Below are 26,077 nucleotides of genomic sequence, written 5' to 3'. Positions count from 1 at the left end.
TACGTTTCGATTACTGATCCCTCACAACTGCGGTGGGTGAGGGACGGCCAACTAGATGAGCCTTGAAGGATTTCGACACTCCTGGCCAGGCTAGCCTACGGGCGAAGGCGCCCGGCCCCTGCCCAGAGATGCCTTGATCAGTGATCATTGCGCCTCTGTATAGTGCCTCTATGACTTGGCTGGTAACTGGCGGTGCGGGATACATCGGTTCACACGTGGTAAAGGCGCTCGCCGAAGGCGGGGAAAGCGTCGTCGTGCTGGACGACCTGAGTACCGGAGACGTGGCCCGTATTCCCGCGGGTGTTCCCCTGGAGCGCGGCTCGGTGCTCGACCGCCCGCTCCTCGACGACGTACTGCGCAGGCACACCGTCACGGGTGTGGTGCATATCGCCGCGAAGAAGCAGGTCGGCGAATCCGTTGAGCGACCGCTGTTCTATTACCACGAGAACGTGGTCGGACTGCAGACCGTGCTGGAGGCCTCCGCGGCCGCCGGTGTGAAGCAGTTCCTCTTCTCGTCCTCCGCCGCCGTGTACGGCATGCCCGACGTCGACCTCGTCACCGAGGACACCCCCTGCCTGCCCATGAGCCCGTACGGCGAGACCAAGCTGGCCGGTGAGTGGATGGTCGAGGCCGTCGGCAAGGCACACGGCATGGCCACCGCCTGCATGCGCTACTTCAACGTCGCGGGCGCCGCATCGCCCGAACTCGGCGACCCCGGGATCTTCAACCTCGTACCGATGGTGTTCGAACGGCTCGACGCCGACAAGTCGCCGCTGATCTTCGGCGACGACTACCCGACCCCCGACGGCACCTGCGTCCGCGACTACATCCACGTCGCCGACATCGCCTCCGCGCACGTCGCCGCCGCCCGCAAGCTGGTCGCCGACCCCGACGCCCGGCTGATCCTCAACATCGGCAAGGGCGAAGGCGTCTCGGTCGCCGAGATGATCGACATCATCCGCGAGGTCAGCGGCCGCCAGGACATCAAGGCCGAAGTCGCCCCGCGCCGGGCCGGCGACCCCGCCCGGGTCGTCGCCTCCGCCGACCGGATCCACACCGAACTGGACTGGGAAGCCCGCTACGGCGTACGGGACATGGTCGAGTCGGCGTGGGCGGGCTGGCGCCACCGCCACCCGCAGGGCTGACCGGCCGCGACCTCGACGGGTTGACGCCCACCACATCTTGAGGGCCACAACAGCCCGACAGCACCACAGTCCGACAGCACCACGACCCGACGGCGGGCCCCGGAACCTTCCGGGGCCCGCCGTCCCGCGTCCGCCACCGGACACCCGGCCCGGGTGTCCGTGGACCGGAACCCGAAGGCGGCACGGCGCCCCCCTCACGTACATTGCGGGAAACAGGGCTGAGCAAGGGGATGACGTACGTGTCAGGGGAAAGCGGCCGGGCGGTACAGGGCACGAGGCAGGGCGTCACCGAAGCACGCAGAGTCGTGATCAAGGTCGGCTCCTCCTCGCTGACGACCGCAACGGGCGGCCTGGACGCCGACCGGGTGGACGCCCTCGTCGACGTACTCGCCAAGGTCAGAAGCGGTGGCGCCCGGGAGATCGTGCTGGTCTCCTCCGGCGCCATCGCCGCCGGGCTCGCCCCCCTCGGCCTCGCCCGCCGCCCCAAGGACCTGGCCCGCCAGCAGGCCGCCGCCAGCGTCGGCCAGGGCCTCCTCGTCGCCCGCTACACCGCCTCCTTCGCCCGCTACGGCGTCCGCGTCGGCCAAGTGCTGCTCACCAGCACCGACACCAGCCGCCGCGCCCACTACCGCAACGCCTACCGGACCCTCGACCAGCTCCTCGCCATGGGCGCCCTGCCGGTCGTCAACGAGAACGACACCGTCGCCACGGACGAGATCCGGTTCGGCGACAACGACAGGCTCGCCGCCCTCGTCGCCCACCTCGTGCGCGCCGATCTGCTGGTGCTCCTTTCGGACGTCGACGGTCTGTACGACGGAGATCCGGCCAAGCCCGGCACCTCCCGCATCGCCGAGGTCACAGGACCCGACGACATCGCCCACGTCCAGATCGGCAGCGCGGGCAAGGCGGGCGTCGGCACCGGCGGCATGGTCACCAAGGTCGAGGCCGCCCGCATCGCCGCCGCCGCCGGCATCCCCGTCGTCCTCACCTCCGCCACGTACGCCGCCGACGCCCTCGCCGGACGCGACACCGGCACCTACTTCCACCGCACCGGCCGCCGCAGCGCGGACCGGCTGCTGTGGCTCGCGCACGCCTCCACCCCACAGGGCGCCCTCACCCTCGACGACGGGGCGGTACGGGCCGTCGTCGAGCGGCGCACGTCGCTGCTGCCCGCCGGGATCGCCGCGGTCGAGGGCGACTTCGGCGCGGGCGACCCGGTGGAGCTGCGCGACAGCACCGGCCGGGCCGTCGCCCGCGGCCTGGTCAACTTCGACGCGAAGGAACTCCCGCAGCTGCTCGGCCGCTCCACCCGCGACCTCGCCAGGGAACTCGGGCCCGCGTACGAACGCGAGGTCGTGCACCGCGACGACCTGGTGCTGCTGCACCGCTGACAGACAGGCCGGCACGGCCGCCGAAGCGTCCCCGAATCCCCTCCGGGCGTCCACGAAACGGCCGAAAGTCCAGCCTCCCGGTGGAGACCTTCAGGAAAACCCCCCGCATCCGGCCCAGGACTGGTCAACTTTGTTGCGGGGGTACAGCACACAAACGCATCAGGAGGCCGCCGGTGAGACGAGCGCGCCCGGGGGCGCCGCCCCGAGGGACAGCCGAGCGAGCCTTGACGAGCGTCGGGGCGGGCGCGGACTTCGACGACGGCGAAGACTTCGACGACGGCCGGGACGGCCCCGACGCCGCCGATGCCGCAGACGGCAGGGAACCCCGCCCCGGCCGGCGTCGGCAGGACACGGAGGAGTCCCGCCTCTGGTACATCACGCTCAGCGTCTCGGGCGCCGAGACGCCCCTCAAAGAGGTGCGCCGCGGCCTCGAACAGCTCGCCCACGACCACCCCTTCCTGCTGACCAGCCGCTACGCGGGCGACCACGCGGAGATCCGCTACTGGGAAGAGGCCCGCGACCTGCACGACGCCGCGGCCGTCGCCCTGCGCCTGTGGGGCGAACACCGGTCGACGGCGAAGCTGCCGCCCTGGGAGATCGTCGGCCTCGAAGTCATCGACCGCGACACCTACCACCAGCGGGTCGCCGAGGGATACGGACCACCCCCGGCGGCACCCGTCGGCGTACACCCGTACTGAGCCCGAGGTGCACGGGTACTGAGCCCGGCGTGCACCGGCACTGAGTCTCACGTGGCCTTGTGCTGAGCCCGGCGTGCCCTTGTGCTGAGCCGGGACGCGACAGGGTTGAGGACCCGGGTCCGGTGGTGGCCTGCGGTGACCTGTGGGGTCTTGTGGCGCCCTGTGGGTTCCATGGGCGCCTGGGGCGCCCGGGGTGGCCGTGGGGCGGTCCGCCGACCGTCCCGTGGCGTCTCGGAGTCCGGGACGGCGGACGGACCGCCGGTGTCACCGGATTACCCTGCGGACATGACCTCGCACACCGCTCCCGCCGACGCCACCGCCGACCGTTCCCCGGTCCTCGCCGCCGCCTCCCGGGCCCGGGAGGCCGCCGCCGCGCTCGCCCCGCTGCCGCGTGCCGCGAAGGACGCGGCCCTCCTCGCCGTCGCCGACGCCCTCCTCGCCCGTACGGACGAGATCGTCGCCGCCAACGGGGAGGACGTCACCCGCGCCCGGGAGGCCGGCACCGCGGAATCGGTCGTCGACCGCCTCACCCTCACCCCCGAGCGTGTGCGGGCCATCGCCTCCGACGTACGGGACGTGGCGGCACTGCCCGACCCGGTCGGCGAGGTGGTGCGCGGCTCGACCCTGCCCAACGGGATCGACCTGCGACAGGTACGGGTACCGCTCGGCGTCGTCGGCATCATCTATGAGGCGCGCCCCAACGTCACCGTCGACGCCGCCGCCCTGTGCCTCAAGTCCGGCAACGCGGTACTGCTGCGCGGCTCCTCCTCGGCATACGCCTCCAACACCGCACTGGTGGGTGTGGTCCGCGACGCCCTCGAAGAAGCAGGACTGCCCGCCGACGCCGTACAGCTCGTCCCCGGCGAATCCCGCGATTCGGTACGCGAGTTGATGCGCGCCCGCGGCCTGGTCGACGTCCTCATCCCGCGCGGCGGCGCCTCCCTGATCCGTACCGTCGTCGAGGAGTCCACCGTCCCCGTCATCGAGACGGGCACCGGCAACTGCCATGTGTACGTGGACGCAACCGCCGACCTCGACATGGCCGTCGACATCCTGGTCAACTCCAAGGCACACCGCGTCAGCGTCTGCAACGCCGCCGAGACCCTCCTCGTCCACAAGGACATCGCGGACACCTTCCTGCCCCGTGCGCTGGACGCCCTCGCAGAGGCCGGAGTCACCGTCCACGCGGATGCGAATGTCCTGACATTTGCCGGGGGTTCGAAGGCCACCGTCGTACCGGCCGTCGAGGAGGACTGGGAGACCGAGTACCTCTCGTACGACATCGCCGCAGCCGTTGTCGACTCCCTCGACGCCGCCGTCGCGCACATCCGCCGCTGGTCCTCCGGGCACACCGAGGCCATCGTCACCACCTCGCAGGCCGCCGCCCGCCGCTTCACCCAGCTCGTCGACTCCACGACGGTCACGGTGAACGCGTCCACCCGCTTCACCGACGGCGGACAGTTCGGCTTCGGCGCCGAAATCGGCATCTCCACACAGAAGTTGCACGCGCGGGGGCCGATGGGGCTGCCCGAGCTGACGTCCACGAAGTACATCGTGACGGGTGACGGCCACATCCGCTGACCCGCTCCTCGTTTCCTTCTTCCGCCCCTCGGCCGCTCCTCCGCAGCCTCTGTCGGCCCTTCCCGCTCTGCCCGTTCTCTGCCCAAAACGACCGACCGGGTCTACGCTGAACGGGTGCCGGACGACGTGGAGGGCAAGCCGTTCTCGGATGGCTGGGAGCCCGACGACGACCGCGGGGGCGCGGACGAGGACTTCGCCTCCGTGGTTTTCGACGAGGCCTTCGTCAAAGCCGCCGAAATTCATGAACCGAGCGCGGTGGAGCGGCTGTTGGCGGCCGCCGAAGCGCGCGCCGACGCTGATGCCGCAGCCCGTACCCGGGCGGGCCAGCGCCCCGACGACGACCCTTGGGACCCGTCCGACGGACGCGATCCGTACGCGCCGTACGGTGACGGCGGCCACGACGACGGCGACGCCCGCGACGTTTACGCGAACGGGGTTTTCGTAGGGCCGTACGGACCCTACGGGCGGCACGGCGGCGCCCTGCGCCCGTACCGCAACTCCTCGCGCTGGCACCGCCCCGTCGCCTGGCTCCTCGCCCTGCTGATGGGCATCGGCATGGTCGCGTTCGCCTTCGCCGCCGTGTACCGGGGTGCGTCCGGCAGCCGCGACGGACAGGCTCCCTCGCCCGCGGCCACCGAGGTCGACGTTCCGGCGCCCGGCACGGCCGCTACAACGGGCACAGCCGGAGGCGGTCCGTCCGCCTCGGCGGAATACACGGCCCCGGCCGCCTCTTCCCAACCCCGTACTCCCTGAATGCTCCGGCCGAATCTTCCGGAATGGCCGAATCTCTCACCGAAACCTTCAACGCGGCGGAATCCGGCGGGAGTTCTCCTGAAGTTCTGCTGTTCCGGGGCGTTTACCTTCGCTTCCCGCGACCTACTCTGAAAGGGAGACTCTCTCCCCACCGCAGGGCCCAGTGCTCAGGGAGAAGCGATGGCAGGTCGATCGGACCCGCCCGAGGGCACCCCGCCCGAGGGCTTCCCCAACAGTGGTGACGACGACTACCGGTCCGTCGTATTCGACGAATCGTTTGTCAGAGCTGCCCGGCTCCAGGAATTCTCAGCGTCCGAACGGGCCGGGGACCACGCACCCGCGGTCCGCCCCCTGTCCCCGGCCGCCGCACCCCCGGCAACGGGCAACGGTCGCAAACAGGTGTTCCTGATGATGCTTCTCGTGGTGCTGGCCTTCAGCACAGCGGTCTACATGGGCATACGCACTCCCGTGTCGCCCGTCTTCGAACGTCACCCGGAGGCACTGCGCGCGACCGTCATACCGCTGGTCCCGGTGGGAAGGGTGCCCGGCGGTGAACCCGCGGAGCTCTTCCTGCACAGCCCGGCGGCACAGTTCCGTACCGGCGCGGAAGGCATCCAGCTTCCGGTCGCCCGGAGCACACCGCACTTCTCGGAGAGCCAGGTCCTGGCCGCCCTGACCATTGCCAAGGACTACCTGGTCCAGTCGTCCGTCGACCCGGCCGTCCTGACCGGCGGATCGGTCCGGCCGGTGCGGCTGCTGCTCGACCCGGACCAGCAGGAACAGTTCGACGCGAGTTTCGCCCCGGGCAGGGCGGGCGGAAGCTTCGCCGCGGGCACGGGCACGGGCACGGGTACAGGGGCAGGGGCAGGTATGGCGGGCGGACCGGGACCCGGGGCCGGAAGCGGTTCCGGCACGGGGGCGGCCGCCGGCGGCTGGATGGTCCGCTTCGACCCCGACAAGGTCGACCTGGCCGGGGCGGCCCGGGCGAACGGCACGCTGCGGGCCACCGAGGTCGGCCCCGACATCCTCGACGTGTCCACCGACCACACCTTCGTCTACCCGCTGCGCCCGGCGGCCCGCCCCGGCAGCAACTCCGAACGGGCCGACGCCGCCTCCCTGTTCACCGTGCGCCGCGAACTGCATTTCCGTTACGACGCGGAGGACCTGCGGCGGCACCGGGCGGAACTGCTCGGCTCGTACGCGGTCGGCGGCCCGCAGGTGTGCGGCACCAGCGCGTCACCACAGTTCTGGCAGCCCCTGCTGGCAGGGCGGAAGGCTCCCGCGACAGCCCCTGGCGCAGGGGCGCCCTCCGGGGCGCCTGCGGGCACCGATCCGTATGCCACGGGGGCGCCGACGGGATCGCTCTGCGGCATCCTGGCCCCGGCGTCGGTGCCGACCCCGCAGTCGGGCTGACCAGTGAGGATCCGGCCTCTCGGAGGCGAGAGAGCGGGGGGCCAGGGCTCGGCCCCGGCCCCCCGCTCTCCGTACAGAACAGCCGTCTCAGGACCCGTTGCCGGAGCCGGAGCCGGAATCGGACCCTGACCCGGTGGAACCGGAACCGTTCCCCCCGCCGAACTTCCCCCTCAGCTTTCCGCCCAGGTCGCCCGCACCGCCCGCGATGTCGCCGACAAGCTTCATCAACGGGTCCTTGCTGGTGCGGACCGTGTCCGCGTAGTGCGCCGCGGACTCCTTGAAGGAGTCCGTCACCGAGGTCTCCTTGTCCTCGTCCCGCCGCGGGTAGTGGCCGTCCATGATCCGCTGGTAATCGCGGCTCTCGGACCACTTCTTCAGCTCCGCCGCCCGCACCGTCGTGAAGGGGTGCGAGCGCGGCAGCACGTTCATGATCTTCAGGACGGAGTCGCGCAGGTCACCGCCCGCCTCGTACTCCTCCGCCTGCTTCAGGAACGCGTCCACGTTCATCTCGTGCAGGTGGTTGCCGCCCGCGATCTTCATCAGCCCGCGCATCGACGCCTGGAGATCCTGGCCCACCAGCAGCCCCGCGCGGTCCGCCGACAGCTCCGACTTGCGGAACCACTCGCGCAGCGCCGTGACGATCGCCATGATCGCGATGTTGCCCAGCGGAATCCACGCCACCTTCAGCGCCAGATTCGTCAGGAACAGCAGGATCGTCCGGTACACCGAGTGCCCGGACAGCGCGTGGCCGACCTCGTGCCCGACGACCGCCCGCATCTCCTCCTCGTCGAGGAGCTCCACCAGTCCCGTCGTCACCACGATGATCGGCTCGTCGAGGCCGATGCACATCGCGTTGGGCTTCGGGTCCTGCGTGACGTACATCGCCGGAACCTTCTCCAGGTCCAGGATGTAACAGGCGTCCCGCAGCATGGAGTTGAGGTGGGCGAACTGCTCGTCACTCACCCGCACCGAGTCGGACAGGAACAGGAGCCGCAGGCTCCGCTCCGGCAGCAGCCCGCTCAGTGCCTTGAAGACCGTGTCGAATCCGCTCAGCTTGCGCAGTGCCACGAGGGCGGACCGGTCCGCCGGGTGCTCGTACGCCCGGGAGGAGATTCCCGGGAAGCGCCTGCGCTGCCGTCCGGGCAGGTTCTCCTGCCCGGCCCCCTCCGCGTCGTCCCGACCCTGCTCGTGATTGCCGTCTGTCATGAAAGACCCCTGCTCTCGTACGAGACATGTCCCGTCCCCCGGACGGCCCCAGCCTAAAGGGGGCGTTCCGGGGCCTCCCCAATGCTGACGCCACCCCACCCGGGCCGGTTGCCCGGAGGGCCGATATCGCCTCAACGACTGAGTCGGCGTGAGCGTGCCCGCGACCGCCGCATACGATGATGCCGAAGTCTCCCCTCCGTCTCCCGATAGGTCCGCCGAAGATGAGCCTCCACAGCACCGCGTCCCACCTCGTCACCCTCGCCTCCGGCGAAGCCGGCAAGCACGTCGACGAGCACGCCTCCCTCAGCCCTCTCGTCACGGGCGGCGGCGCTTTCGTCGCGCTCATGCTGCTGCTCTGGATCACCACCCGCTTCAACCGGGACCGCTGAGCCGGACCGGGGGACCGGGCCGGACACACGGGCCAGTAGGGTCTGCACGCATGGGAGAGCAGGTAATGCCTACCGGCCCGGCCGGTACGGACACGGGCACACTGCGCGGTACGGCCGCGACGATCAGCGCCGACGGCACGGGCAAGCGCCGGATCGGTGTCATGGGCGGCACGTTCGACCCGATCCACCACGGGCACCTGGTGGCCGCCAGCGAGGTGGCCGCACTGTTCCACCTCGACGAGGTGGTCTTCGTGCCGACCGGACAGCCGTGGCAGAAGAGCCACAAGCTGGTCACGCCCGCGGAGGACCGCTATCTGATGACGGTCATCGCGACCGCGTCCAACCCGCAGTTCTCGGTCAGCCGTATCGACATCGACCGCGGCGGCCCGACGTACACGATCGACACCCTGCGGGACCTGCGCGCACTCAACGCCGACGCGGACCTGTTCTTCATCACCGGTGCCGACGCTCTCTCCCAGATCCTCACCTGGCGCGACGCCGAAGAACTCTTCGCCCTCGCACACTTCATCGGTGTCACCCGCCCCGGCCACGACCTCACGTCCGACGGACTGCCCGAGGGCGGAGTCTCCCTCGTGGAAGTTCCCGCTCTCGCGATCTCCTCCACGGACTGCCGCGCGCGCGTGCGCGCGGGCGACCCGGTCTGGTACCTGGTGCCCGACGGCGTGGTGCGCTACATCGACAAGCGCGAGTTGTACCGGGACTGACGGCGAGCGGCACGGAGCAGCAGGAACAGCACGGAAATGGGGCACCGGTGAACGACGGCCAGAACCCGTACGACCCTTACGCGCAGGACCCGTACGCCCAGCCGCAGCCGGAAATCATCGGCTACGACGCGTACGGACAGCCGGTGTACCAGCAGGTGGCGCAGCAGCAGACGCAGCAGACGCCGCAGCAGTACGACCCCTACGCACAGCAGCAACAACAGGCGCCCCCGCAGCAGCAGGCGTACGGCTACGACCCCTATGCCCAACAGCCGCAACAGCACACACAGTTCGACCCGTACGCCCAGCAACATCAACAGCAGGCGCCGCAGCCTCAAGAGGCGTACGGCTACGACACCGCCCAGCAACAGCAGCAGTGGATCCCGCAGCAGACCCCCGCTCCGGAACCGCAACAGGCACGGCAGCCGTCCCGGCCGGCACCTGCCGAGCCGCCGCGCGAGGCACCTCAAGAGGCGCCCACCGGAGAGCGTCGGACCGACGCCCCCGAGTACGGCACCGAACAATTCTCCTTCGTCGAGGAACCGGACGAGAACTCCGAAGACGTCATCGACTGGCTGAAGTTCACCGAGAGCCGCACCGAACGCCGCGAGGAGGCCAAGCGCCGGGGCCGTTCCCGTGTCGTAGCCCTCGCCGTGGTCCTCGCGCTCGTCGTCGTGGGAGGTGTGGGCTACCTCTGGTACGCCGACAAGCTGCCCGGCCTGTCCTCCGGCAAGGACGACAAGCCCGTCGCCACAGGCGCCCAGAAGCGTGACGTGATCGCCCTGCACCTGCACAACACCAAGCAGCCCGGCATGACGTCGACCGTGCTGCTCGTCGACAACGCCAGCACCGGGCAGGGCACCACCGTGCTGCTCCCCAACACCCTCACCCTCGCCGACGACAACGGCGTCGCCACCACCCTGGCCAAATCCGTCCACGACGACGGCGGAACCGGTACGCGCGAATCCATCGGCACCGCCCTGGGCACCCGGGTCGGCGGCACCTGGCGCCTCGACACCCCGTACCTGGAGAACCTCGTCGAGCAGGTCGGCAACATCGAGATCGACACCGACACCGCCGTCCCCGACACCAAGAAGGGCGCGGCACCCTTGGTGAACAAGGGCGCCCAGCAGACCCTCAGCGGCCGGATGGCCGTCGCGTACTCCACCTACCGCGCACCGGGCGAGCCCGAGAGCAAGCAGCTGGCCCGCTTCGGGGCAGTGATGCAGGGCGTCCTGAAGAAGATCTCGGACGACCCGCAGACCGCCGCCGTCACCGTCCGCAACCTCGCCCAGATCCTCGACCCGTCACTGCCGGAGAAGTCCCTCGCCGCCTCCCTGGCCAAGCTTGCCGGGCACGCCAAGAAGGGCGCCTACAAGACGGTGCTGCTGCCGGTGGGCGCAGACGGCCGGGTCAGCGGCTCCGACACGGTGGTCAAGACCGTCCTCGGCGGTGTCGCCACCGCACCCGAGCAGGGCGCGGCCGTACGGGTGGGGGTGCGCAACGGCAGTGGAAAGCCGACGGCGACAGAGGCAGCCCGGGTCACCCTGGTCAACGGCGGCTACACGTTCTCCGACGGAGGGAACGCGGCCACCGCGGCGACCTCGAAGGTCACCTACGGCGACGCCGCCCAGAAGCCGAAGGCCGAGGAGGTCGCCAAGACCCTGGGGCTGCCGGCCACCGCCGTGACGAAGGGCACCGCCGCTCCGAACGCGGAGGTCTCCGTCGTGCTGGGCCAGGACTACAAGCTGCCCTCGCGGGGATAGTCCGCCCGCAGCCCGATGCCCCGCCGGAAAACTCCGGCGGGGCATGTCAGCAGTACGTGAGACCCTTGTGGTAATCACCGACCGCCGACGAAAGCCTGCTTGTGACCGCCACTGACCGTTCCATCGAGCTCATCAACGCCGCCGCACAGGCGGCCGCCGACCGGCTCGCGCACGACATCATCGCGTACGACGTCAGCGACGTGCTGTCCATCACGGACGCCTTCCTGCTCGCCTCCGCACCCAACGACCGCCAGGTCAAGTCGATCGTCGACGAGATCGAGGAGAAGCTCAGCAAGGAGCTCGGCGTCAAGCCGGTGCGCCGCGAGGGTGACCGCGAGGCCCGCTGGATCCTCCTCGACTACGTCGACATCGTGGTGCACGTCCAGCACAGCGAGGAGCGCGTCTACTACGCGCTGGAGCGCCTGTGGAAGGACTGCCCCGAGATCGCTCTGCCCGAGGACGCGGTGAAGACCCGCGGCAAGGCCGAGGAGCACGCCAAGCTGAACCCCGCGGGTGAGCTGGACGGAGACCTGGACGGAGACGGGTTCTGAACAGCACGGGGCTGAACAGCACGGGTCCGAACACCACGGGCGGCGGCACGGCGAGCGGGAACCGGGGCCGCCGCATCGTTCTGTGGCGGCACGGCCAGACCTCCTGGAACCTGGAGCGCCGCTTCCAGGGCAGCACGGACATCGCGCTGACCGGGACCGGAGTGTCCCAGGCGCGCCGGGCCGCACGACTGCTCGCCTCGCTGAAGCCGGACGCGATCGTCGCGTCCGACCTCCAGAGGGCCGCGTCCACGGCCGCTGAACTGGCCGCCCTGACCGGGCTTGAGGTCACGCACGACGCCGGCCTGCGCGAGACGTACGCGGGCGCCTGGCAGGGTCTCACGCACGACGAGATCGTCACCCAGTACGGCGAGCAGTACGCGGCGTGGAAGCGCGGCGAGCCGATCCGGCGCGGCGGTGGCGAACTGGAGACGGAGGTTGCCGACCGGGCCGCCCCCGTCGTCCTGGCGCATGCCGACAAACTCGCCGACGGCGGCACCCTCGTCGTCGTCAGCCACGGCGGTACCATCCGCACCACCATCGGCCGCCTCCTCGGCTTGGAGTCGCACCACTGGGAGGGCCTGGGCGGTCTTTCCAACTGCTGCTGGTCCGTCCTCGGCGAGGGCGCCCGAGGCTGGCGGCTCTTGGAGCACAACGCCGGGACGCTTCCGGAACCCGTGCTCGGGGACGACGACTGAACCGTTCCCGGACCGTCCCGGGCCGCCCCAGGGACGGCGGCCGACCCGGATTTCACTTTCCGGCAGGTCGCAGGCTAGAGTTCTTCTTGTTCGCAGCGCAGAGCGGGAAACACCCCGCACAGCACCAAGAACACGCGGGGCTATAGCTCAGTTGGTAGAGCGCCTGCATGGCATGCAGGAGGTCAGGAGTTCAATTCTCCTTAGCTCCACAATCAAGATCCCGTCCCCGGCAGGGGGCGGGATCTTTTGCTGTCCCCCTTGCGGAGCCGTGACAGAATCGAGCGCCGGAGGGGCGGTCGCCGAAGGGGAGGGGACGATGGGCGCACACAGGCGGAAATGTGACTGGTGCGGCAGCGGTACGCCGATCGTCCGCGACATGGAACCAGTCAACTCCGAGTACCAGTACTGGTGCGAGGAGTGCGCGCGGGCGCTGATCATAAAGGGCGACCCGATCGAGACCTACCGCGAGTTGGAGGGCGAGCCCATCTACGGCCGCCTGCTCGACGAACACTGCACCCTCAAACGCTTCTACTCCTTCGCCAGGGCCTGATCCGGCGCCCGAGCCTCCGAAGCCTTTGTCAGGACAAAATGTGTCAGGACAAATGCCAGGCCGACTGCCGGGTAGATCGCCGACAGTGTGAACTCCCCGAAGTTCTGGCGCAGCTCGGGACGCCCCTGCCTGCCGTGCGGCACGGCCCACAGCGCGTACGAGAAGAAGACCGCCCCTGCCGCCCACGCCCCCGCACGTCGCGCGCCCCCGTGCCGTACCGACTCCGCGCCGAGGAACAGGACCAGGGGCACGCACCACACCCAGTGGTGCGACCACGAGATCGGGCTGATCAGCAACGCCGTCACCGCGCAGGTCAGTGCGGCCCGGGCCCGTTCGCCCCGCAGCGCGGCTGCCACCGCCGCACAAAGCCCGAGAGATGCGACGAGCGCGGCGGCGGCGACCCACCACAGGCCGGGTTCACCGGTGTGCAGAAGGCGGGCGAGGAGGCCGCCGAGGGACTGGTTGGCGGTGTCCTCGGTGTTGCCGACCCGAGTGGACTCGAAGATTCTCCGGGTCCAGAAGGAGCGGGAATCCTGGGGCAGGAGGGTTGCCGAGGCGAGGGTGGCGGCAGAAAATGCGGCGACGGCGACGGCTGCCCGCCGCAACCAGGGGTTGTCGCGGTACGTACCGGTGCGCCGGGCCCAGGCCAGGCCGGTGAGCAGCAGGAAGACGACGAACAGTCCCGGTGTCAGTTTCACCGCCGTGGCGAGGCCGATTCCCGCACCCGCCCACCTGTGCCGGTCGTGACGGGTGAGGTCCCACAGCACGGCGACCGCGACGGCGAGGTTGATCTGCCCGTACCGCAGCGTCGTCCAGACGGGCTCGCACCAGACCGCGGCGGCCGCCACCCACAGAGTGGCCGCGGGGCTGTCGCGGCCGATCAGTTTGAGGGAGAGATGCACCAGGGCGACCAGGAGGGCGAGGTTGCCCGCTGTCGCGAGGGTGCGCATCGAGCCGTCGTCCAGCAGGGGCAGCGGGGTGAACAGCAGGGCGGCGAAGGGCGGGTACGTCGTCGGGAGGTTCGCGGCGGTGGCACGCATCTCATAGAGGTCGCCGCCGGCGAGGACCGTCGCCCCCTCCGCCCGGTAGACGGTCAGGTCGATCATCGACACCTGTGCCAGACGCTGGGCGGCCCAGAACGCGGCGAAGGAGAGAAGGCAGACCGCCCCTGCCAGGAGCACGGAACGAGGGGTGCGGTGGCTGCGGGTGGCAAGGGCCCGCCCAGTCCTGATGACAGTCACGTGGGGTGACAGTATCGTCACGGAGGGAGTGGGGTCGGGGCGAGAGGAGACCGCCCAGAGGGGGTGCGGAAAGGGATTTGGTGATGCGGCGATTCTCCGTCTAAAGTTGGCGATGTCGCCGGGGGAAACCACGGGGAACGACACGAAGTGCACAGCACGGGGCTATAGCTCAGTTGGTAGAGCGCCTGCATGGCATGCAGGAGGTCAGGAGTTCAATTCTCCTTAGCTCCACAGAAACAAGAAGCGGACCATCCGATCGGATGGTCCGCTTCTTTGTGTTGCCGTGCTTCCTCAACGGCGGTGCTTCCTCAACTGCGGCGCCGGTCAAGGTCCTTGCCCGCAACCGGCGAGGACGGCACGGCCGGGGGCTGCTCGATGCGCAGGGCGAGGGCAGGGCAGCGGCGTACCGCGCGCTGGGCGCGCGGCCTCAGATGGAGCGGCACGGATGCGTCCGCGAGCGCCGGGTAGCCGTCGTGGCCGAGCCGGATCAGCTCGGGGACGACGTCCGCACACAGGCCGTGACCCTGGCACAGGGTCCAGTCGACGGCGAGCTTCTCGCCGCTGGGGGCGCCGCGTCCGTCGCGGGCGGAGCCGTGCTGGGCGGGGCCGGGGAGGGGCAGCACGCCGGTCGTGGGGCGTCCGCAGCCGCCGCCCAGGACATGGGCGGCCAGGTCGTCCGTAAAGGCGCTCAGGGTGGACAGCAGGAAGCGGACCGAACCGTCGGGGTGCTTGCAGGCACCCCTGCCCTTTGCCGCCTGCGCCACTTCGCGGAGGGCCTCCAGGGCTGCCTGGCCGCCGCCGTTCAGTACGTCGGACAGGCCGCCCGCGGCGGCGGGCAGCCCCAGTTTGCAGGGGCCGCACTGACCGGCGGTCTCGGCGGCCAGCCAGTTCGCGATGCGCAGCGACTCGCCCAGGGGGCAGGTGTCCGGGCCGATCGGGAGCAGTGCGCCCGCGCCGAGCGCACCTCCGAAGGACGCCAGGGACGCGTGGGAGACGGCGGCGTCGTGCGCGGCGTACGCATCGATCCAGCTGCCGTGGTAGCCGCCGGTCAGCACGCCCTGGGGAAGCGGCGGGGCACCGGCCAGCTGGAGGACGTAACCGAGCGGGACGCCGGAGGGCACCTCGACGACGAGTGGGCGGGCGACGGCGCCGGAGAGGGTCAGCAGGACGGTACCGGGCTCGTCCGGGACGCCGGTACGGGCGTAGCGGCGCGGGCCCAGGCGTGCGGCGACGGCGAGTTGGGCGTACGTCTCGGCGTTGGAGAGCAGCGTGGGGGCGCCACCGACACCGGACTCGGCGGCACGTTCGCGGCGGCCGGGGGGCAGGGCGGGGCCACCGTTCGCCGCGCGGATCACGGCGGAGGCCTCGCCGGAGACCATGCGCTCGGGGGTGCGGACGATCCGGGCGCGGATGCCGCGGTTGCGGATGCGCCGGTCGGTCAGGCCGCGTTCGGCGAACGCGTCGGTGAAGGATGCTTCGGTGGAGTCGCGGGTGACGGCGACGAGCAGGGTGCGTGCGCCGAGGGCTTCGGCGGCGAGCAGAGCGCCGTCCAGGACGAGGTGCGGGGCGCGGTTGATCAGCACGGTGTCCTTGCGGCACGCGGGCTCGCCCTCGCTCGCGTTGACGACGACCACAGGAGGGACGCCGCGGTGACCGGCGGCCTTGGCCACCGCTCGTAACTTGCGGGCGAAAGGGAAACCGGCGCCGCCCTTCCCGAGCAGGGAGACCTCTTCGGCGAGGGTGGCCAGGTGTTCGCCCGTGACAGGGGCCAGAGGGCCGTGGACCTTCAGGTGGGTGCCGAGGTCGAGACGGGCGGCGAGGTCGAAGCCGCTGGTGAGGTGGGGGAGGCCGACGGTGACCACATGGGGGACGTCGGGCAGGGGGGCGTTGGGGGCGTTCAACGGCGTTCTCCGGTGGGGGTGTGCGCGTGCCGGGGCGCGGCCGAGCCGGGGCGAGGGGCGGGCAGGGGCTCGTACGACGGGGCATCGACGGGCCGACGCTGTCGCGGTACGGACGGAGCCTCGTCCGACGGGAGCAGGGTGGCATCGACGATGCTCCTCTTGAGGCGGGGCGGGAGCAGGCGCAGGGAAAGTGCCGCCGCCACCGTGGCCAGGCACAGGGCGTACATCGTGACCACCCAGGCAGCGGCCGGTCGGCCGGTGAACAGACCGTGCAGGAGGGCCGAGCACCAGGCGGGGTAGGCGAGCATGTGGAGCGCGCGCCAGCGGCCGGGTATCCGGCCCGGCGTCGCGAAGGCACTGCGCAGGGCGCCCGTCGTGGCAGCCACGATCATCAGGAGCCCGGCCAGCGAGCCGAACCCGACAAGCACGGACGTCCCCGAGAGCCCGCCCGCGAAGGGCAGCAGGGCCGCGAGCAGCGACACGTGCCCGAGGGTGGCCTTGACCGTGATGTGCAGCAGGAGCAGGCCGAGGGAGGCGACCGCGGTGGCCCGGTGCACTCCCTGCGCGACCAGCCGGTGCCGTGGCCTCAGCAGCAGTCGGTCGGTGGCCAGAAGTCCCCAGGCGACGGATGCGGTGAGTGAGACGAGGGTCAGGACACCGGTGGTGAAGTCGAGGGCTGCCCGGAGACCGTCGCCGCCGAGGAGGGCGAGCAGCGGCAGCAGGAGCAGCGCAGCCGCCGGCAGGGCGCGCGGCAGAGGGCGCCGAGGAGCGACGGCCGCTTTGTGGCGCAGGTTCGGGCGAGGAGGCAGAGGGTTCATGGGAAAGACTCCGGGGGTCGGGAAGGTGGTCCCGTCGCGGGAGGCTAGGTGGGGCGGTGCGGGGAGGGCGGCGGTTTCGTGGTTCCGCCGTGCGCGCGGTGTGCGGACGGGTACGGTCCGCCCCGCAGTCCTTCGCCCCGTGTTCCGGCGGAGGCAATGGCTCGATGCGACGCCCGCAACCCCTGCGGTACCCTGACGCCATGCGTGCCGTACGCCTTCTGCTTAGTGAGCCGCGCTGATCAGTCCCGACCGGTGAAGAACCCGGTCGGCATCGGCGCGGCGTCCCCTCCTGTGCGAGGGGATTTTTCATTTCCGCAGGCAGAGATCCGTAGGCAGAGACGAAATCGATGGAGCTTCGAAAATCATGAGCGAGACGAATGCCGCTGCCGCTGCCGAGACGGCAGCCGCGCACCGCTACACGGCTGCCATGGCCGCCGACATCGAGGCACGCTGGCAGGACTTCTGGGACGCCGAGGGCACCTACGAGGCGCCGAACCCCGGCGACGGAGACCTGTCGGGTGACGCGGAGCTGGCCGCGAAGCCCAAGAAGTTCATCATGGACATGTTCCCGTACCCCTCCGGCGCGGGCCTGCACGTCGGCCACCCGCTGGGCTACATCGCCACCGACGTCTACGCCCGCCATCAGCGCATGACGGGCCACAACGTGCTGCACACGCTGGGCTTCGACGCCTTCGGTCTGCCCGCGGAGCAGTACGCCGTGCAGACCGGCACGCACCCGCGGACCTCCACCGAGGCCAACATGGCCAACATGAAGGACCAGCTGCGCCGGCTGGGCCTGGGCCACGACAAGCGCCGCTCGTTCGCGACGATCGACGCCGAGTACTACAAGTGGACGCAGTGGATCTTCGTCCAGATCTTCAACTCCTGGTACGACGCGGACGCGCAGAAGGCCCGTCCGATCGCGGAACTGGTCGCCCAGTTCGAGAGCGGTGAGCGCGTGCTGCCCGACGGCCGTTCCTGGGCCGCCCTGGACGCCGCCGACCGCGCCGACGTACTGAGCGAGTACCGGCTGGCGTACACCTCTGACGCGCCCGTGAACTGGGCGCCGGGGCTGGGCACCGTACTGGCCAACGAGGAAGTGACGGCGGACGGGCGTTCCGAGCGTGGCAACTTCCCCGTCTTCAAGGCCAAGCTGCGCCAGTGGAACATGCGCATCACCGCCTACTCCGACCGCCTGATCGACGACCTGGACGGCCTGGACTGGCCGGAGGCGATCAAGCTGCAGCAGCGCAACTGGATCGGCCGCAGCGAGGGTGCACGCGTGGACTTCGCGGTCGACGGCGTCGACGGCAAGAAGATCACTGTCTTCACCACCCGGCAGGACACCCTGTTCGGCGCGACGTACATGGTGCTGGCTCCCGAGCACGAGCTGGTCGCGGACATCGTTCCGGCCGCCTGGCCCGAGGGCACCCACGACGTGTGGACCGGCGGGCACGCCACTCCGGCCGAGGCCGTCGCCGCGTACCGCAAGCAGGCCGCCGCCAAGTCCGACGTGGAGCGGCAGGCCGACGCCAAGGAGAAGTCCGGCGTCTTCACCGGTGCGTACGCGACCAACCCGGTAAGTGGGGAGCGCGTCCCCGTTTTCATCGCCGACTACGTGCTGATGGGCTACGGAACCGGCGCGATCATGGCCGTTCCCGCGCACGACACCCGTGACTTCGCCTTTGCGCGCGCCTTCGAGCTGCCGATGCGCTGTGTCGTCGAGCCGGCGGACGGCCGCGGCGAGGACCCGGCCGAGTGGGACGACGCGTTTGCCTCGTACGACGGGAAGATCGTCAACTCCGCCGCCGCGGACACCGTCTCGCTGGACGGGCTGAGCGTCGTCGACGCGAAGAGCCGCATCACCGAGTGGCTGGCCGAGAACGGCTGCGGCGAGGGCACGGTCAACTACCGGCTGCGCGACTGGCTGTTCAGCCGCCAGCGCTACTGGGGCGAGCCCTTCCCGATCGTCTACGACGAGGACGGCGTCGCCCACTCGCTGCCCGAGTCGATGCTGCCGCTGGAACTGCCCGAGGTCGAGGACTACTCGCCGCGCACCTTCGACCCCGAGGACGCCGACGCGCAGCCCGAGACGCCGCTGTCGCGCAACCAGGAATGGGTCAACGTCACCCTGGACCTGGGCGACGGCCCCAAGAAGTACCGCCGCGAGACCAACACCATGCCCAACTGGGCCGGTTCCTGCTGGTACGAGCTGCGCTATCTGGACCCGCACAACAGCGAGAAGCTGGTCGACCCGGCCGTCGAGCAGTACTGGATGGGCCCGCGCGAGGGCATGCCGCACGGTGGCGTCGACCTGTACGTCGGCGGCGCGGAGCACGCGGTGCTGCACCTGCTGTACGCCCGGTTCTGGTCGAAGGTGCTCTTCGACCTGGGGCACGTCTCGTCGTCCGAGCCGTTCCACAAGCTGTACAACCAGGGCATGATCCAGGCCTTCGTCTACCGGGACGCACGCGGCATCGCCGTCCCCGCTGCCGAGGTCGAGGAGCGCGACGGCGGCTTCTACTACCAGGGCGAGAAGGTCAGCCGCGTCCTGGGCAAGATGGGCAAGTCCCTGAAGAACGCCGTCACGCCGGACGAAATCTCCGCCGAGTACGGTGCGGACACCCTGCGTCTCTATGAGATGGCGATGGGGCCGCTGGACGTGTCGCGTCCGTGGGACACCCGCGCGGTCGTCGGCCAGTACCGGCTGCTGCAGCGCCTGTGGCGCAACGTCGTCGACGAGACGACGGGCGAGGTCACCGTCGTCGACAGCGAGTCGGACGAGGACACGCTGCGTGCCCTGCACAAGGCGATCGACGGTGTCGGCCAGGACATGGCCGGAATGCGTTTCAACACGGCCATCGCCAAGATCACCGAGCTGAACAACCACCTGACGAAGACGGGCGGCCCGGTGTCGCGGTCGGTTGCCGAGCGGCTGGTACTGCTGGTCGCCCCGCTGGCCCCGCACGTCGCCGAGGAACTGTGGCGCAAGCTGGGGCACACCGAGTCGGTCGTCCACCAGGACTTCCCGGTCGCGGACCCGGCGTACGTCGTGGACGAGACCGTGACCTGCGTCGTTCAGATCAAGGGCAAGGTCAAGGCGCGTCTGGAGATCTCCCCGTCGATCGGTGACGACGAGCTGGAGAAGCTGGCGCTGGCGGACCCCGCCGTCGTCGCGGCGCTGGGCGGTGCGGGCATCCGCAAGGTGATCGTGCGGGCGCCGAAGCTGGTCAATATCGTTCCGGCGTAGTCCCGCACCGCATGATCGGGACGGCTGTACGGACTGGCTGAGGGCTTTCCCCTACGGGCAGGTTGGGGGTTCCGATGGAACCTCTGGCCTGCCCGCTCCGTTTACGGTGGGAGCAGTCAACAGTTCAGTCAGTGGAACATCCCATCAGTCCTACCGCGGAGGGGCGTCATGGAAGCTGTCGTCATCCTGATCATGGCGCTGCTCTTCTTTGCCTTCGTCGGGTTGGGGGTGTACGTCACCGTGAAGGCGGTCGGAGCCGCCAGGCGCGGCGTGGACCGTACGATCACGCAGGCCAGGCGCACCGTCGAGGACACCACACTGCGGGCGAAGAGCTACGGCCAGGTGGGCATGGGCGGCGAGCTGGCACAGCTGCGCCTGTCGCTGCGCACCTCTATGAGGGCCACCCAGGAGGCACTGACCACGGGCGTCGCGTCCGACGCCTCGCTGTCGGAGTCGATCGCGCTGTTCGAGCGGCTCAGCGAGTACGGGCACCAGCTGGACGACGAGCTGCGCCGGCTGGAGCGCGACCCGGACAAGGCGCAGGCCGCCGAGCGCATTCCGGAGCTCCGCGAGCGTACGGAGCAGGTCGTGCAGTCGGCGGACTCGCTGCGCTGGGCGGCCCGGGACCGGGCGCGGAAGTTCGCGGACGACGACCTCGCCTCGCTGAGCGAGCAGATCCGGATGGAGTCCGGGGCGCTGCGCCACTGGGCGGCAGTGGACCCCGACCCCGCCCGGCAGGACGGAAAGGCCGCTGCCGGACCTTCGCAGACCTGGTCGGAGCCGGACAAGGGCACGGCGGGGCAGGGCGAATCCGCGGCCGGGGACGCCGCGGAGGACAAGAAGGCCTCCGGGCCGCAGGCGATCACCGCCCGCGACCACAGCCGGCAGGCCACCTACCCGTGGCAGAAGTCGCCCCGGCCCGAGAGCACCACCTGATCGCTGCGGGCGCTCGCATTCCTCGCGCCCCTCTGTGCCCCGCCTGTGTTCCGCCTGCGCTCCGCGCCCACGTGTCGCTGTGTGCCGGTGGGTCCTTGAGAGGGGCCGGACTGCCGCGGGGCTTCGCCTGCGGGTAACCTCCCGCTCATGTCCCGCCATGTCGCGATCGTCACCGATTCAACGGCCTACCTGCCACACCGGACGATGGAGCGGCACGGCATCACCGCGGTGCCGCTGACCGTCGTCCTCGGCGACCAGGCGCTCGAAGAGGGCACCGAGATCTCCGCACGCTCACTGGCCCAGGCCCTGCAGAAGCGCCGGTCCGTGACGACGTCCCGGCCGAGCCCCGAGATGTTCGCCGCGACGTACCGCGCGGCGGCCGAGGCCGGAGCCACCGGAATCGTCTCGCTGCACCTGCCGGCCGAGCTCTCCGGAACGTACGACGCGGCCGTGCTCGCGGCACGCGAGGCACCCGTGCCGGTACGGGTGGTGGACACCGGGATGATCGCCATGGCGCTCGGTTTCTGTGCCCTCTCCGCCGCCGAGGTCGCCGAGGCCGGTGGCACGGTCGACGAGGCGGTGGCCGCGGCGGAGAAACGCGCCGAGGGCACCTCCGCGTACTTCTACGTCGACACCCTGGACTATCTGCGGCGCGGGGGCAGGATCGGTGCCGCACAGGCGCTGCTGGGCTCGGCGCTCGCGGTCAAACCGCTCCTCGAACTCGCCGACGGGCGGATCGAGATGCTGGAGAAGGTGCGTACGGCGTCCCGGGCGATCGCCCGGCTGGAGGAGCTCGCGGTGGAGCGGGCCGGCGAGCGCCGCGTGGACATCGCGGTGCATCACCTGGCCGCGCCCGACCGTGCCGAGACACTCGCCCAGCGGCTCAGGGAACGGGTGCCGGGACTGGCGGACCTGCACGTCAGCGAGGTCGGGGCGGTGATCGGCGCACACACGGGGCCCGGACTGTTGGGGGCCGTGGTCTCGGCACGCTGAGGGGCCCTCGCCCCCTCCCCGTCACCCGGCAGAGTGGCCGAGTTATCCACAACAGGCGGCTTTTCCACGGGAATTGACCATGATCAGCGGGATATGGGCGATGTGCCTACCGTCAGGTTCATGGCTCTGCGATCACGAAACGAAACGACAGGACCGGGCCGCACGCCCGGTCGTACCTCCTACTCCCTCGCCCGTACGAGGCCGGAGCGCACAAGGCTCTCCCGTACGAGGTTCCACACCGCGCCGGGCGCCCGGCGCGGCAGACGCGGGGCGGCCGCCACCGCTGCGGCAGCCGTGTCCAGGCGCCGTGCGGACGCGCTCTTTGCACTGCCCGGTGCACTGCCCGGCGCTCTGTCACGGGTGCTGACGCCCTCTGCCTCTGTCCCTGCGGCCACTGCTGCTTCCGCCACGGTGGCCTCTGCGCGGTCCGCGCCTGCCCCATCGGTCCCGGTCTTCCGTACCCCGGCCGCATCGGCCCGCATTCCGGTTCCCTCTCCGGCATCTCCCGTACGTACACCTGTGGTTGCTCCGGAAGCCCCCGGGGCTTCCTCTGCCGCCGTGCGGCGGGGCATGGGAGGGCTGCGGCGGGGGTGGGCCGCGGTGCGGGAGCGCATGCCGGTGTGGGTCCAGACGCGGTGCGGGATGGAGCCCAGAACGCTGGGGGCGCTCGCCGCCGTCCTGGCCGTGTCCGCGGGCTTCGCCTTCCAGCACTTCTGGGCCGGGCGCCCCGAGACGGTGCGCGCCCCGGAATCGGTGGGGGCGGCGGGACTTGCGGCACCTCCGCCGACAGCACCCCGGGCACAGTCGTCGCCCGGCCCTGCACCGGCTCCTGCTCCCGCCCCGGGGCCGGTGCAGGCTCCGCAAGCGCCGGGCGGTGCGGTGGTCGTCGTCGACGTGAGCGGCAAGGTACGGCAGCCGGGTGTGCACCGGCTGCCCGCCGGATCGAGGGTCGAAGACGCCCTGAGGGTGGCTGGCGGCGTCATGCGCGGTGTGGACACCGGCGGGCTCAACAGGGCTCGGGTACTGACCGACGGTGAACAGGTGGTGGTGGGTGGGCCCGCACCACCACCGACGAACACGGGCGTCGGTCCGGGGACGAGTCCGGGCGCCGGGCCGGGGGCCGGGCCGCTCAGCCTCAACTCGGCGACCGTGGAACAGCTCGACACCCTGCCGGGAGTCGGACCCGTCCTCGCCCGGCACATCGTCGACTACCGCACACAGCACGGCGGTTTCCGCTCCGTGGAGGAGCTCCGCGAGGTCAACGGGATCGGTGACCGACGCTTCACGGACCTCCAGAACCTCGTGCGCCCATGAACCGCCCCACTGGCCCCGTCCTTCCCGCAGCGGCCGGGCGGGCAGAGGTTCACGCGGCGTCCGGCCACCGGCTTGGGGACTCCCATCCGCGGCAGGAGGGCCCGGCCGACCTCAGGCTGCTGCCTCCGGCACTGGCGGCCTGGGCCGCCGCCGCGCTGACGGTGGGCGGCTCCGTGGCACCGGCGGTCGTACTCCTCGCCATCACCCTGGCAGGAGCCCTGGCGGCGGTTCTCCTGGCGGCGCGGGGGACAGCCGGGCGAAGCGGCGGGCGGACCGGTGGGGACGACGGAAGCCGGACCGGTGGGGACGACGGAAGCCGGAGCGGCGGGGACGACGGAAGCCGGAGCGGCGGGCAGGGCAGAGGGCAGAGCGGAGGCCGGACCGGCGGGCAGGGCAGAGGCCTGAGCAGTGGGCAGGGCGGCGGGCGGTCCCTGCGGCTCACCGCCGTTGCCACCGCGCTCCTCTGCGCTGCCGCGGCGGCTGCCTCGGCCGCACTGCACTCGGCCGATCTGCACCGGGGCCCTGTGCCCGAACTGGCGCGCAGGTACGCCACGGTGGGGGCCGAGCTGACGGTCACCGGCGACCCGCGGCAGACCCGGCCCCGGGTGCGGGGCGCACGGACAGCGCCCCGTTCCGTCGTCCTGGACGCCGAGGTCACCCGGGTCACCGCCGTCGACGGCACGGTCACCGCCGTACGGACACCGGTCCTCGTCCTCGCCCCGGTGCGCGGGCCCACCGCCCAGTGGCTGCGGCTGCTGCCCTCCACCCGGCTGCGGGTGGCCGGGGCCCGGCTGGCGCCGCCGCTGCCGGACGGCGACCGGATCGCCGCGGTGCTGCGCGTTCCGGGCGGCGGACCCCCGGAGGTCGTCGGCCCGCCGACCGCCGTGCAGCGCACGGCCGGTGGGCTCAGGGCCGGGCTGCGGGAAGCCACCGAGGGGCTGCCGCCGGACGCCCGGGCGCTGCTGCCCGGGCTGGTCGTCGGCGACACCTCCCGCATGGAACCGGATCTGCACGACGCCTTCGCGGCAACCGATCTGGTGCATCTGACGGCCGTTTCCGGCAGCAACCTCACCATCGTCCTGGCCCTGCTGATCGGGCCGCCCGCTCTCGCCCTGCGCGCGGAGCGTCGGGGGCTCGCGCCCAGGCTCGGCATCTCGTTGCGCACCACCGCGCTGTTCGGCGGATCACTCACTCTCGCCTTCGTGATCGTGTGCCGTCCGGAGCCCAGCGTGCTGCGGGCTGCCGCGTGCGGCCTGATCACCCTCCTCGCCATCGGCACCGGCCGGCGCAGGTCACTGATCCCGGCGCTGGCCGCTGCCGTCCTGCTCCTGGTGCTGTACGACCCGTGGCTGGCCCGGAGTTACGGATTCCTGCTCTCGGTACTGGCCACCGGGGCGCTGCTCACCGTCGGACCGGTCTGGAGCGCCGGACTGCAACGGCGCGGGGTGCCGCCCAGGCTCGCCGAGGTGCTGGCGGCGGCGTGCTCGGCGCAGGCGGTGTGCGCGCCGGTGGTCGCGGTGATGGCGGCCCGGGTCAGCCTCGTGGCGATCCCCTGCAACCTCTTTGCGGAGCTGGCGATCGCCCCGGCCACCGTGCTCGGCTTCGCCGCCCTCGCGACGGCCCCCGCGGCGATGCCCGCCGCCGAACTGCTCGCCCGGGTCGCGGGCTGGCCCGCCGGGTGGATCGCCGGGGTCGCCAGGGCCGGGGCCGCGCTGCCGGGGGCGGAGATCGGCTGGCCCGGCGGCTGGTGGGGCGGGCTGCTGCTGGCCGCCCTGACCGTCGCCGTGGTGCTCGCCGTGCGACGGGCCCCGCGCCACCCCTGGCTGAGTTCCGGCTGCGTACTGCTTCTGCTGCTCGCGGTGGTGCGCCCGCCGCCGCTCACCGGGGCCCTCACCGGATGGCCGCCGCCGGACTGGAGGTTCGTCCTGTGCGACGTGGGGCAGGGCGACGCGACGGTGCTCGCGGCGGGGGAGGAGGGGACGGCGGTGGTCGTCGACGCGGGACCCGACCCCGTACTGGTCGACCGCTGTCTGCGCGACCTCGGCGTCACCCGCGTGCCGCTGGTCGTGCTCAGTCATTTTCATGCCGATCACGTGGCCGGGCTGCCCGGGGTGCTGCGTGGCCGGGCGGTCGGTGCGGTCCAGACGACGACGCTTCAGGAACCCCGGGACCAGGCAGCGTTCGTCCGCCGGACGGCAGCCGGGGCAGGAGTGCCGGTGATCACCGTCCGGCCGGGAGAGCGGCGCCGGATCGGCTCGCTCGACTGGCAGGTGCTGTGGCCGCCGCCGTCGCCGCACCCGGTGCCCCGAGAGCCGAACGACGCGAGCATCACCCTGCTCGTACGGTACGGAGATCAGGACGGGGGTCAGGGCCAGAGCGGGGACCGGGACCAGGACCGGGATCAGGACAGGGGCCAGGGCCGGGGCGGAAGTCTGACCCTGCTTCTGCCCGGTGATCTCGAACCGTCCGCTCAGCAGGCTCTGCTGAGGACCAGGCCGGAGCTTCCGCCGGTGGACGTCCTCAAGGTCGCCCACCACGGGTCGGCCCGCCAGGACCCCGGGCTGCTCCGCCGGGTCGCACCGCGGCTGGCCCTCGTTCCGGTGGGCCGCGACAATCCGTACGGACATCCCGCCCCCGCGGCCCTGGCGGCGCTCGCGTCCGGAGGTGCGGTGGTGCTGCGTACGGACAGGGACGGGCCGATCGCGGTGACCGGTTCGGGGGCCGGACTGGGGGCGGTGCCGCGGGGGAGCTGACTCCCGCCGGG

Annotated in this window: 22 protein-coding genes and 2 tRNA genes; 19 read left to right on the top strand and 5 right to left on the bottom strand. The window is 71.3% G+C overall.

Annotated features, from left to right (window positions below; translation table 11 throughout):
- Positions 1–170 precede the first annotated feature (170 nt).
- The 6 genes from galE to ACH4SP_RS20355 all read left to right on the top strand — a co-directional run bounded on the left by galE (position 171) and on the right by ACH4SP_RS20355 (position 6,981).
- Positions 171–1,145, top strand: a complete 975-nt coding sequence (galE, locus tag ACH4SP_RS20380) for a UDP-glucose 4-epimerase GalE (protein ID WP_398416821.1) — start codon at positions 171–173, stop codon at positions 1,143–1,145.
- Between the two features lie 239 nt (positions 1,146–1,384).
- Entirely contained in the window at positions 1,385–2,536 is a 1,152-nt protein-coding gene (proB, locus tag ACH4SP_RS20375) for a glutamate 5-kinase (protein ID WP_398416819.1), read from the top strand.
- 173 nt (positions 2,537–2,709) lie between these two features.
- Positions 2,710–3,234, top strand: coding sequence for a hypothetical protein (locus ACH4SP_RS20370; protein ID WP_398416816.1), 525 nt, complete (start codon positions 2,710–2,712; stop codon positions 3,232–3,234).
- Positions 3,235–3,519: 285 nt separating this feature from the next.
- Positions 3,520–4,815 (top strand): glutamate-5-semialdehyde dehydrogenase, encoded by a 1,296-nt coding sequence (locus ACH4SP_RS20365; RefSeq protein WP_398416814.1) that lies wholly within the window; start codon positions 3,520–3,522, stop codon positions 4,813–4,815.
- 114 nt (positions 4,816–4,929) lie between these two features.
- Complete coding sequence (locus ACH4SP_RS20360) at positions 4,930–5,568, top strand: hypothetical protein (protein ID WP_398416813.1); 639 nt, start codon at positions 4,930–4,932, stop codon at positions 5,566–5,568.
- Between the two features lie 180 nt (positions 5,569–5,748).
- Positions 5,749–6,981 (top strand): hypothetical protein, encoded by a 1,233-nt coding sequence (locus ACH4SP_RS20355; protein ID WP_398416810.1) that lies wholly within the window; start codon positions 5,749–5,751, stop codon positions 6,979–6,981.
- Positions 6,982–7,068: 87 nt separating this feature from the next.
- On the opposite strand, the gene ACH4SP_RS20350 is transcribed toward ACH4SP_RS20355, so the two are convergent.
- Positions 7,069–8,187 carry a M48 family metallopeptidase gene (locus tag ACH4SP_RS20350; RefSeq protein ID WP_398416809.1) on the bottom strand — a complete coding sequence of 373 codons (1,119 nt, stop codon included), beginning with the start codon at positions 8,185–8,187 and terminating at the stop codon, positions 7,069–7,071.
- A gap of 221 nt (positions 8,188–8,408) precedes the next feature.
- On the opposite strand from ACH4SP_RS20350, the gene ACH4SP_RS20345 reads away from it, so the two are divergent.
- The 7 genes from ACH4SP_RS20345 to ACH4SP_RS20315 all read left to right on the top strand — a co-directional run bounded on the left by ACH4SP_RS20345 (position 8,409) and on the right by ACH4SP_RS20315 (position 12,860).
- Complete coding sequence (locus ACH4SP_RS20345; protein ID WP_398416808.1) at positions 8,409–8,576, top strand: hypothetical protein; 168 nt, start codon at positions 8,409–8,411, stop codon at positions 8,574–8,576.
- Positions 8,577–8,626: 50 nt separating this feature from the next.
- Positions 8,627–9,301, top strand: coding sequence for a nicotinate-nucleotide adenylyltransferase (nadD, locus tag ACH4SP_RS20340; RefSeq protein WP_398416806.1), 675 nt, complete (start codon positions 8,627–8,629; stop codon positions 9,299–9,301).
- A gap of 47 nt (positions 9,302–9,348) precedes the next feature.
- Entirely contained in the window at positions 9,349–11,064 is a 1,716-nt protein-coding gene (locus ACH4SP_RS20335) for an LCP family protein (protein WP_398416805.1), read from the top strand.
- A 101-nt stretch (positions 11,065–11,165) separates the two neighbouring features.
- Positions 11,166–11,615 (top strand): ribosome silencing factor, encoded by a 450-nt coding sequence (gene rsfS / locus ACH4SP_RS20330; RefSeq protein WP_398416803.1) that lies wholly within the window; start codon positions 11,166–11,168, stop codon positions 11,613–11,615.
- Positions 11,616–11,626: 11 nt separating this feature from the next.
- Entirely contained in the window at positions 11,627–12,310 is a 684-nt protein-coding gene (locus tag ACH4SP_RS20325; RefSeq protein ID WP_398417204.1) for a histidine phosphatase family protein, read from the top strand.
- A 136-nt stretch (positions 12,311–12,446) separates the two neighbouring features.
- Positions 12,447–12,519, top strand: a tRNA-Ala gene (locus tag ACH4SP_RS20320).
- Between the two features lie 167 nt (positions 12,520–12,686).
- The gene (locus ACH4SP_RS20315) at positions 12,687–12,860 is read left to right on the top strand and encodes a hypothetical protein (protein ID WP_345223059.1); all 174 of its coding nucleotides are present in this window, start codon (positions 12,687–12,689) and stop codon (positions 12,858–12,860) included.
- Here ACH4SP_RS20315 and ACH4SP_RS20310 read toward each other — a convergent pair.
- Positions 12,839–14,101: a glycosyltransferase 87 family protein gene (locus ACH4SP_RS20310; RefSeq protein WP_398416800.1), complete on the bottom strand. Its 1,263-nt coding sequence runs from the start codon at positions 14,099–14,101 to the stop codon at positions 12,839–12,841. The genes ACH4SP_RS20315 and ACH4SP_RS20310 overlap by 22 nt on opposite strands.
- Before the next feature lie 158 nt (positions 14,102–14,259).
- On the opposite strand from ACH4SP_RS20310, the gene ACH4SP_RS20305 reads away from it, so the two are divergent.
- Positions 14,260–14,332, top strand: a tRNA-Ala gene (locus ACH4SP_RS20305).
- A gap of 77 nt (positions 14,333–14,409) precedes the next feature.
- Here the strand turns inward: ACH4SP_RS20305 and ACH4SP_RS20300 are convergent.
- A complete protein-coding gene (locus ACH4SP_RS20300) occupies positions 14,410–16,002 on the bottom strand; it encodes an NADH-ubiquinone oxidoreductase-F iron-sulfur binding region domain-containing protein (RefSeq protein ID WP_398416799.1) in 1,593 nt (530 codons plus the stop codon).
- Positions 15,999–16,820 (bottom strand): hypothetical protein, encoded by an 822-nt coding sequence (locus tag ACH4SP_RS20295; protein WP_398416797.1) that lies wholly within the window; start codon positions 16,818–16,820, stop codon positions 15,999–16,001. Before ACH4SP_RS20295 ends, ACH4SP_RS20300 begins: the two co-directional genes overlap by 4 nt.
- Positions 16,821–17,184: 364 nt before the next feature.
- Here ACH4SP_RS20295 and leuS point away from each other — a divergent pair, with 364 nt between their 5' ends.
- The 3 genes from leuS to ACH4SP_RS20280 all read left to right on the top strand — a co-directional run bounded on the left by leuS (position 17,185) and on the right by ACH4SP_RS20280 (position 21,999).
- Entirely contained in the window at positions 17,185–20,070 is a 2,886-nt protein-coding gene (leuS, locus tag ACH4SP_RS20290) for a leucine--tRNA ligase (protein WP_398416795.1), read from the top strand.
- Between the two features lie 168 nt (positions 20,071–20,238).
- Entirely contained in the window at positions 20,239–21,006 is a 768-nt protein-coding gene (locus tag ACH4SP_RS20285) for a hypothetical protein (protein ID WP_398416793.1), read from the top strand.
- Positions 21,007–21,153: 147 nt separating this feature from the next.
- The gene (locus tag ACH4SP_RS20280; protein ID WP_398416792.1) at positions 21,154–21,999 is read left to right on the top strand and encodes a DegV family protein; all 846 of its coding nucleotides are present in this window, start codon (positions 21,154–21,156) and stop codon (positions 21,997–21,999) included.
- 179 nt (positions 22,000–22,178) lie between these two features.
- On the opposite strand, the gene ACH4SP_RS20275 is transcribed toward ACH4SP_RS20280, so the two are convergent.
- On the bottom strand, positions 22,179–22,481 hold the full coding sequence (locus ACH4SP_RS20275) for a hypothetical protein (RefSeq protein ID WP_398416790.1): 303 nt from the start codon (positions 22,479–22,481) through the stop codon (positions 22,179–22,181).
- A 160-nt stretch (positions 22,482–22,641) separates the two neighbouring features.
- On the opposite strand from ACH4SP_RS20275, the gene ACH4SP_RS20270 reads away from it, so the two are divergent.
- Complete coding sequence (locus tag ACH4SP_RS20270; RefSeq protein WP_398416787.1) at positions 22,642–23,313, top strand: helix-hairpin-helix domain-containing protein; 672 nt, start codon at positions 22,642–22,644, stop codon at positions 23,311–23,313.
- On the top strand, positions 23,310–26,066 hold the full coding sequence (locus tag ACH4SP_RS20265) for a ComEC/Rec2 family competence protein (protein ID WP_398416784.1): 2,757 nt from the start codon (positions 23,310–23,312) through the stop codon (positions 26,064–26,066). The genes ACH4SP_RS20270 and ACH4SP_RS20265 overlap by 4 nt, the downstream gene beginning before the upstream one ends.
- The last annotated feature ends 11 nt before the right edge of the window (positions 26,067–26,077 follow it).

It is taken from the genome of Streptomyces sp. NPDC021093, from assembly GCF_044333135.1.
Lineage (GTDB): Bacteria > Actinomycetota > Actinomycetes > Streptomycetales > Streptomycetaceae > Streptomyces.
Note: the sequence above shows the minus strand (reverse complement) of the source record. Positions and strands in the feature narration are given on the sequence as shown.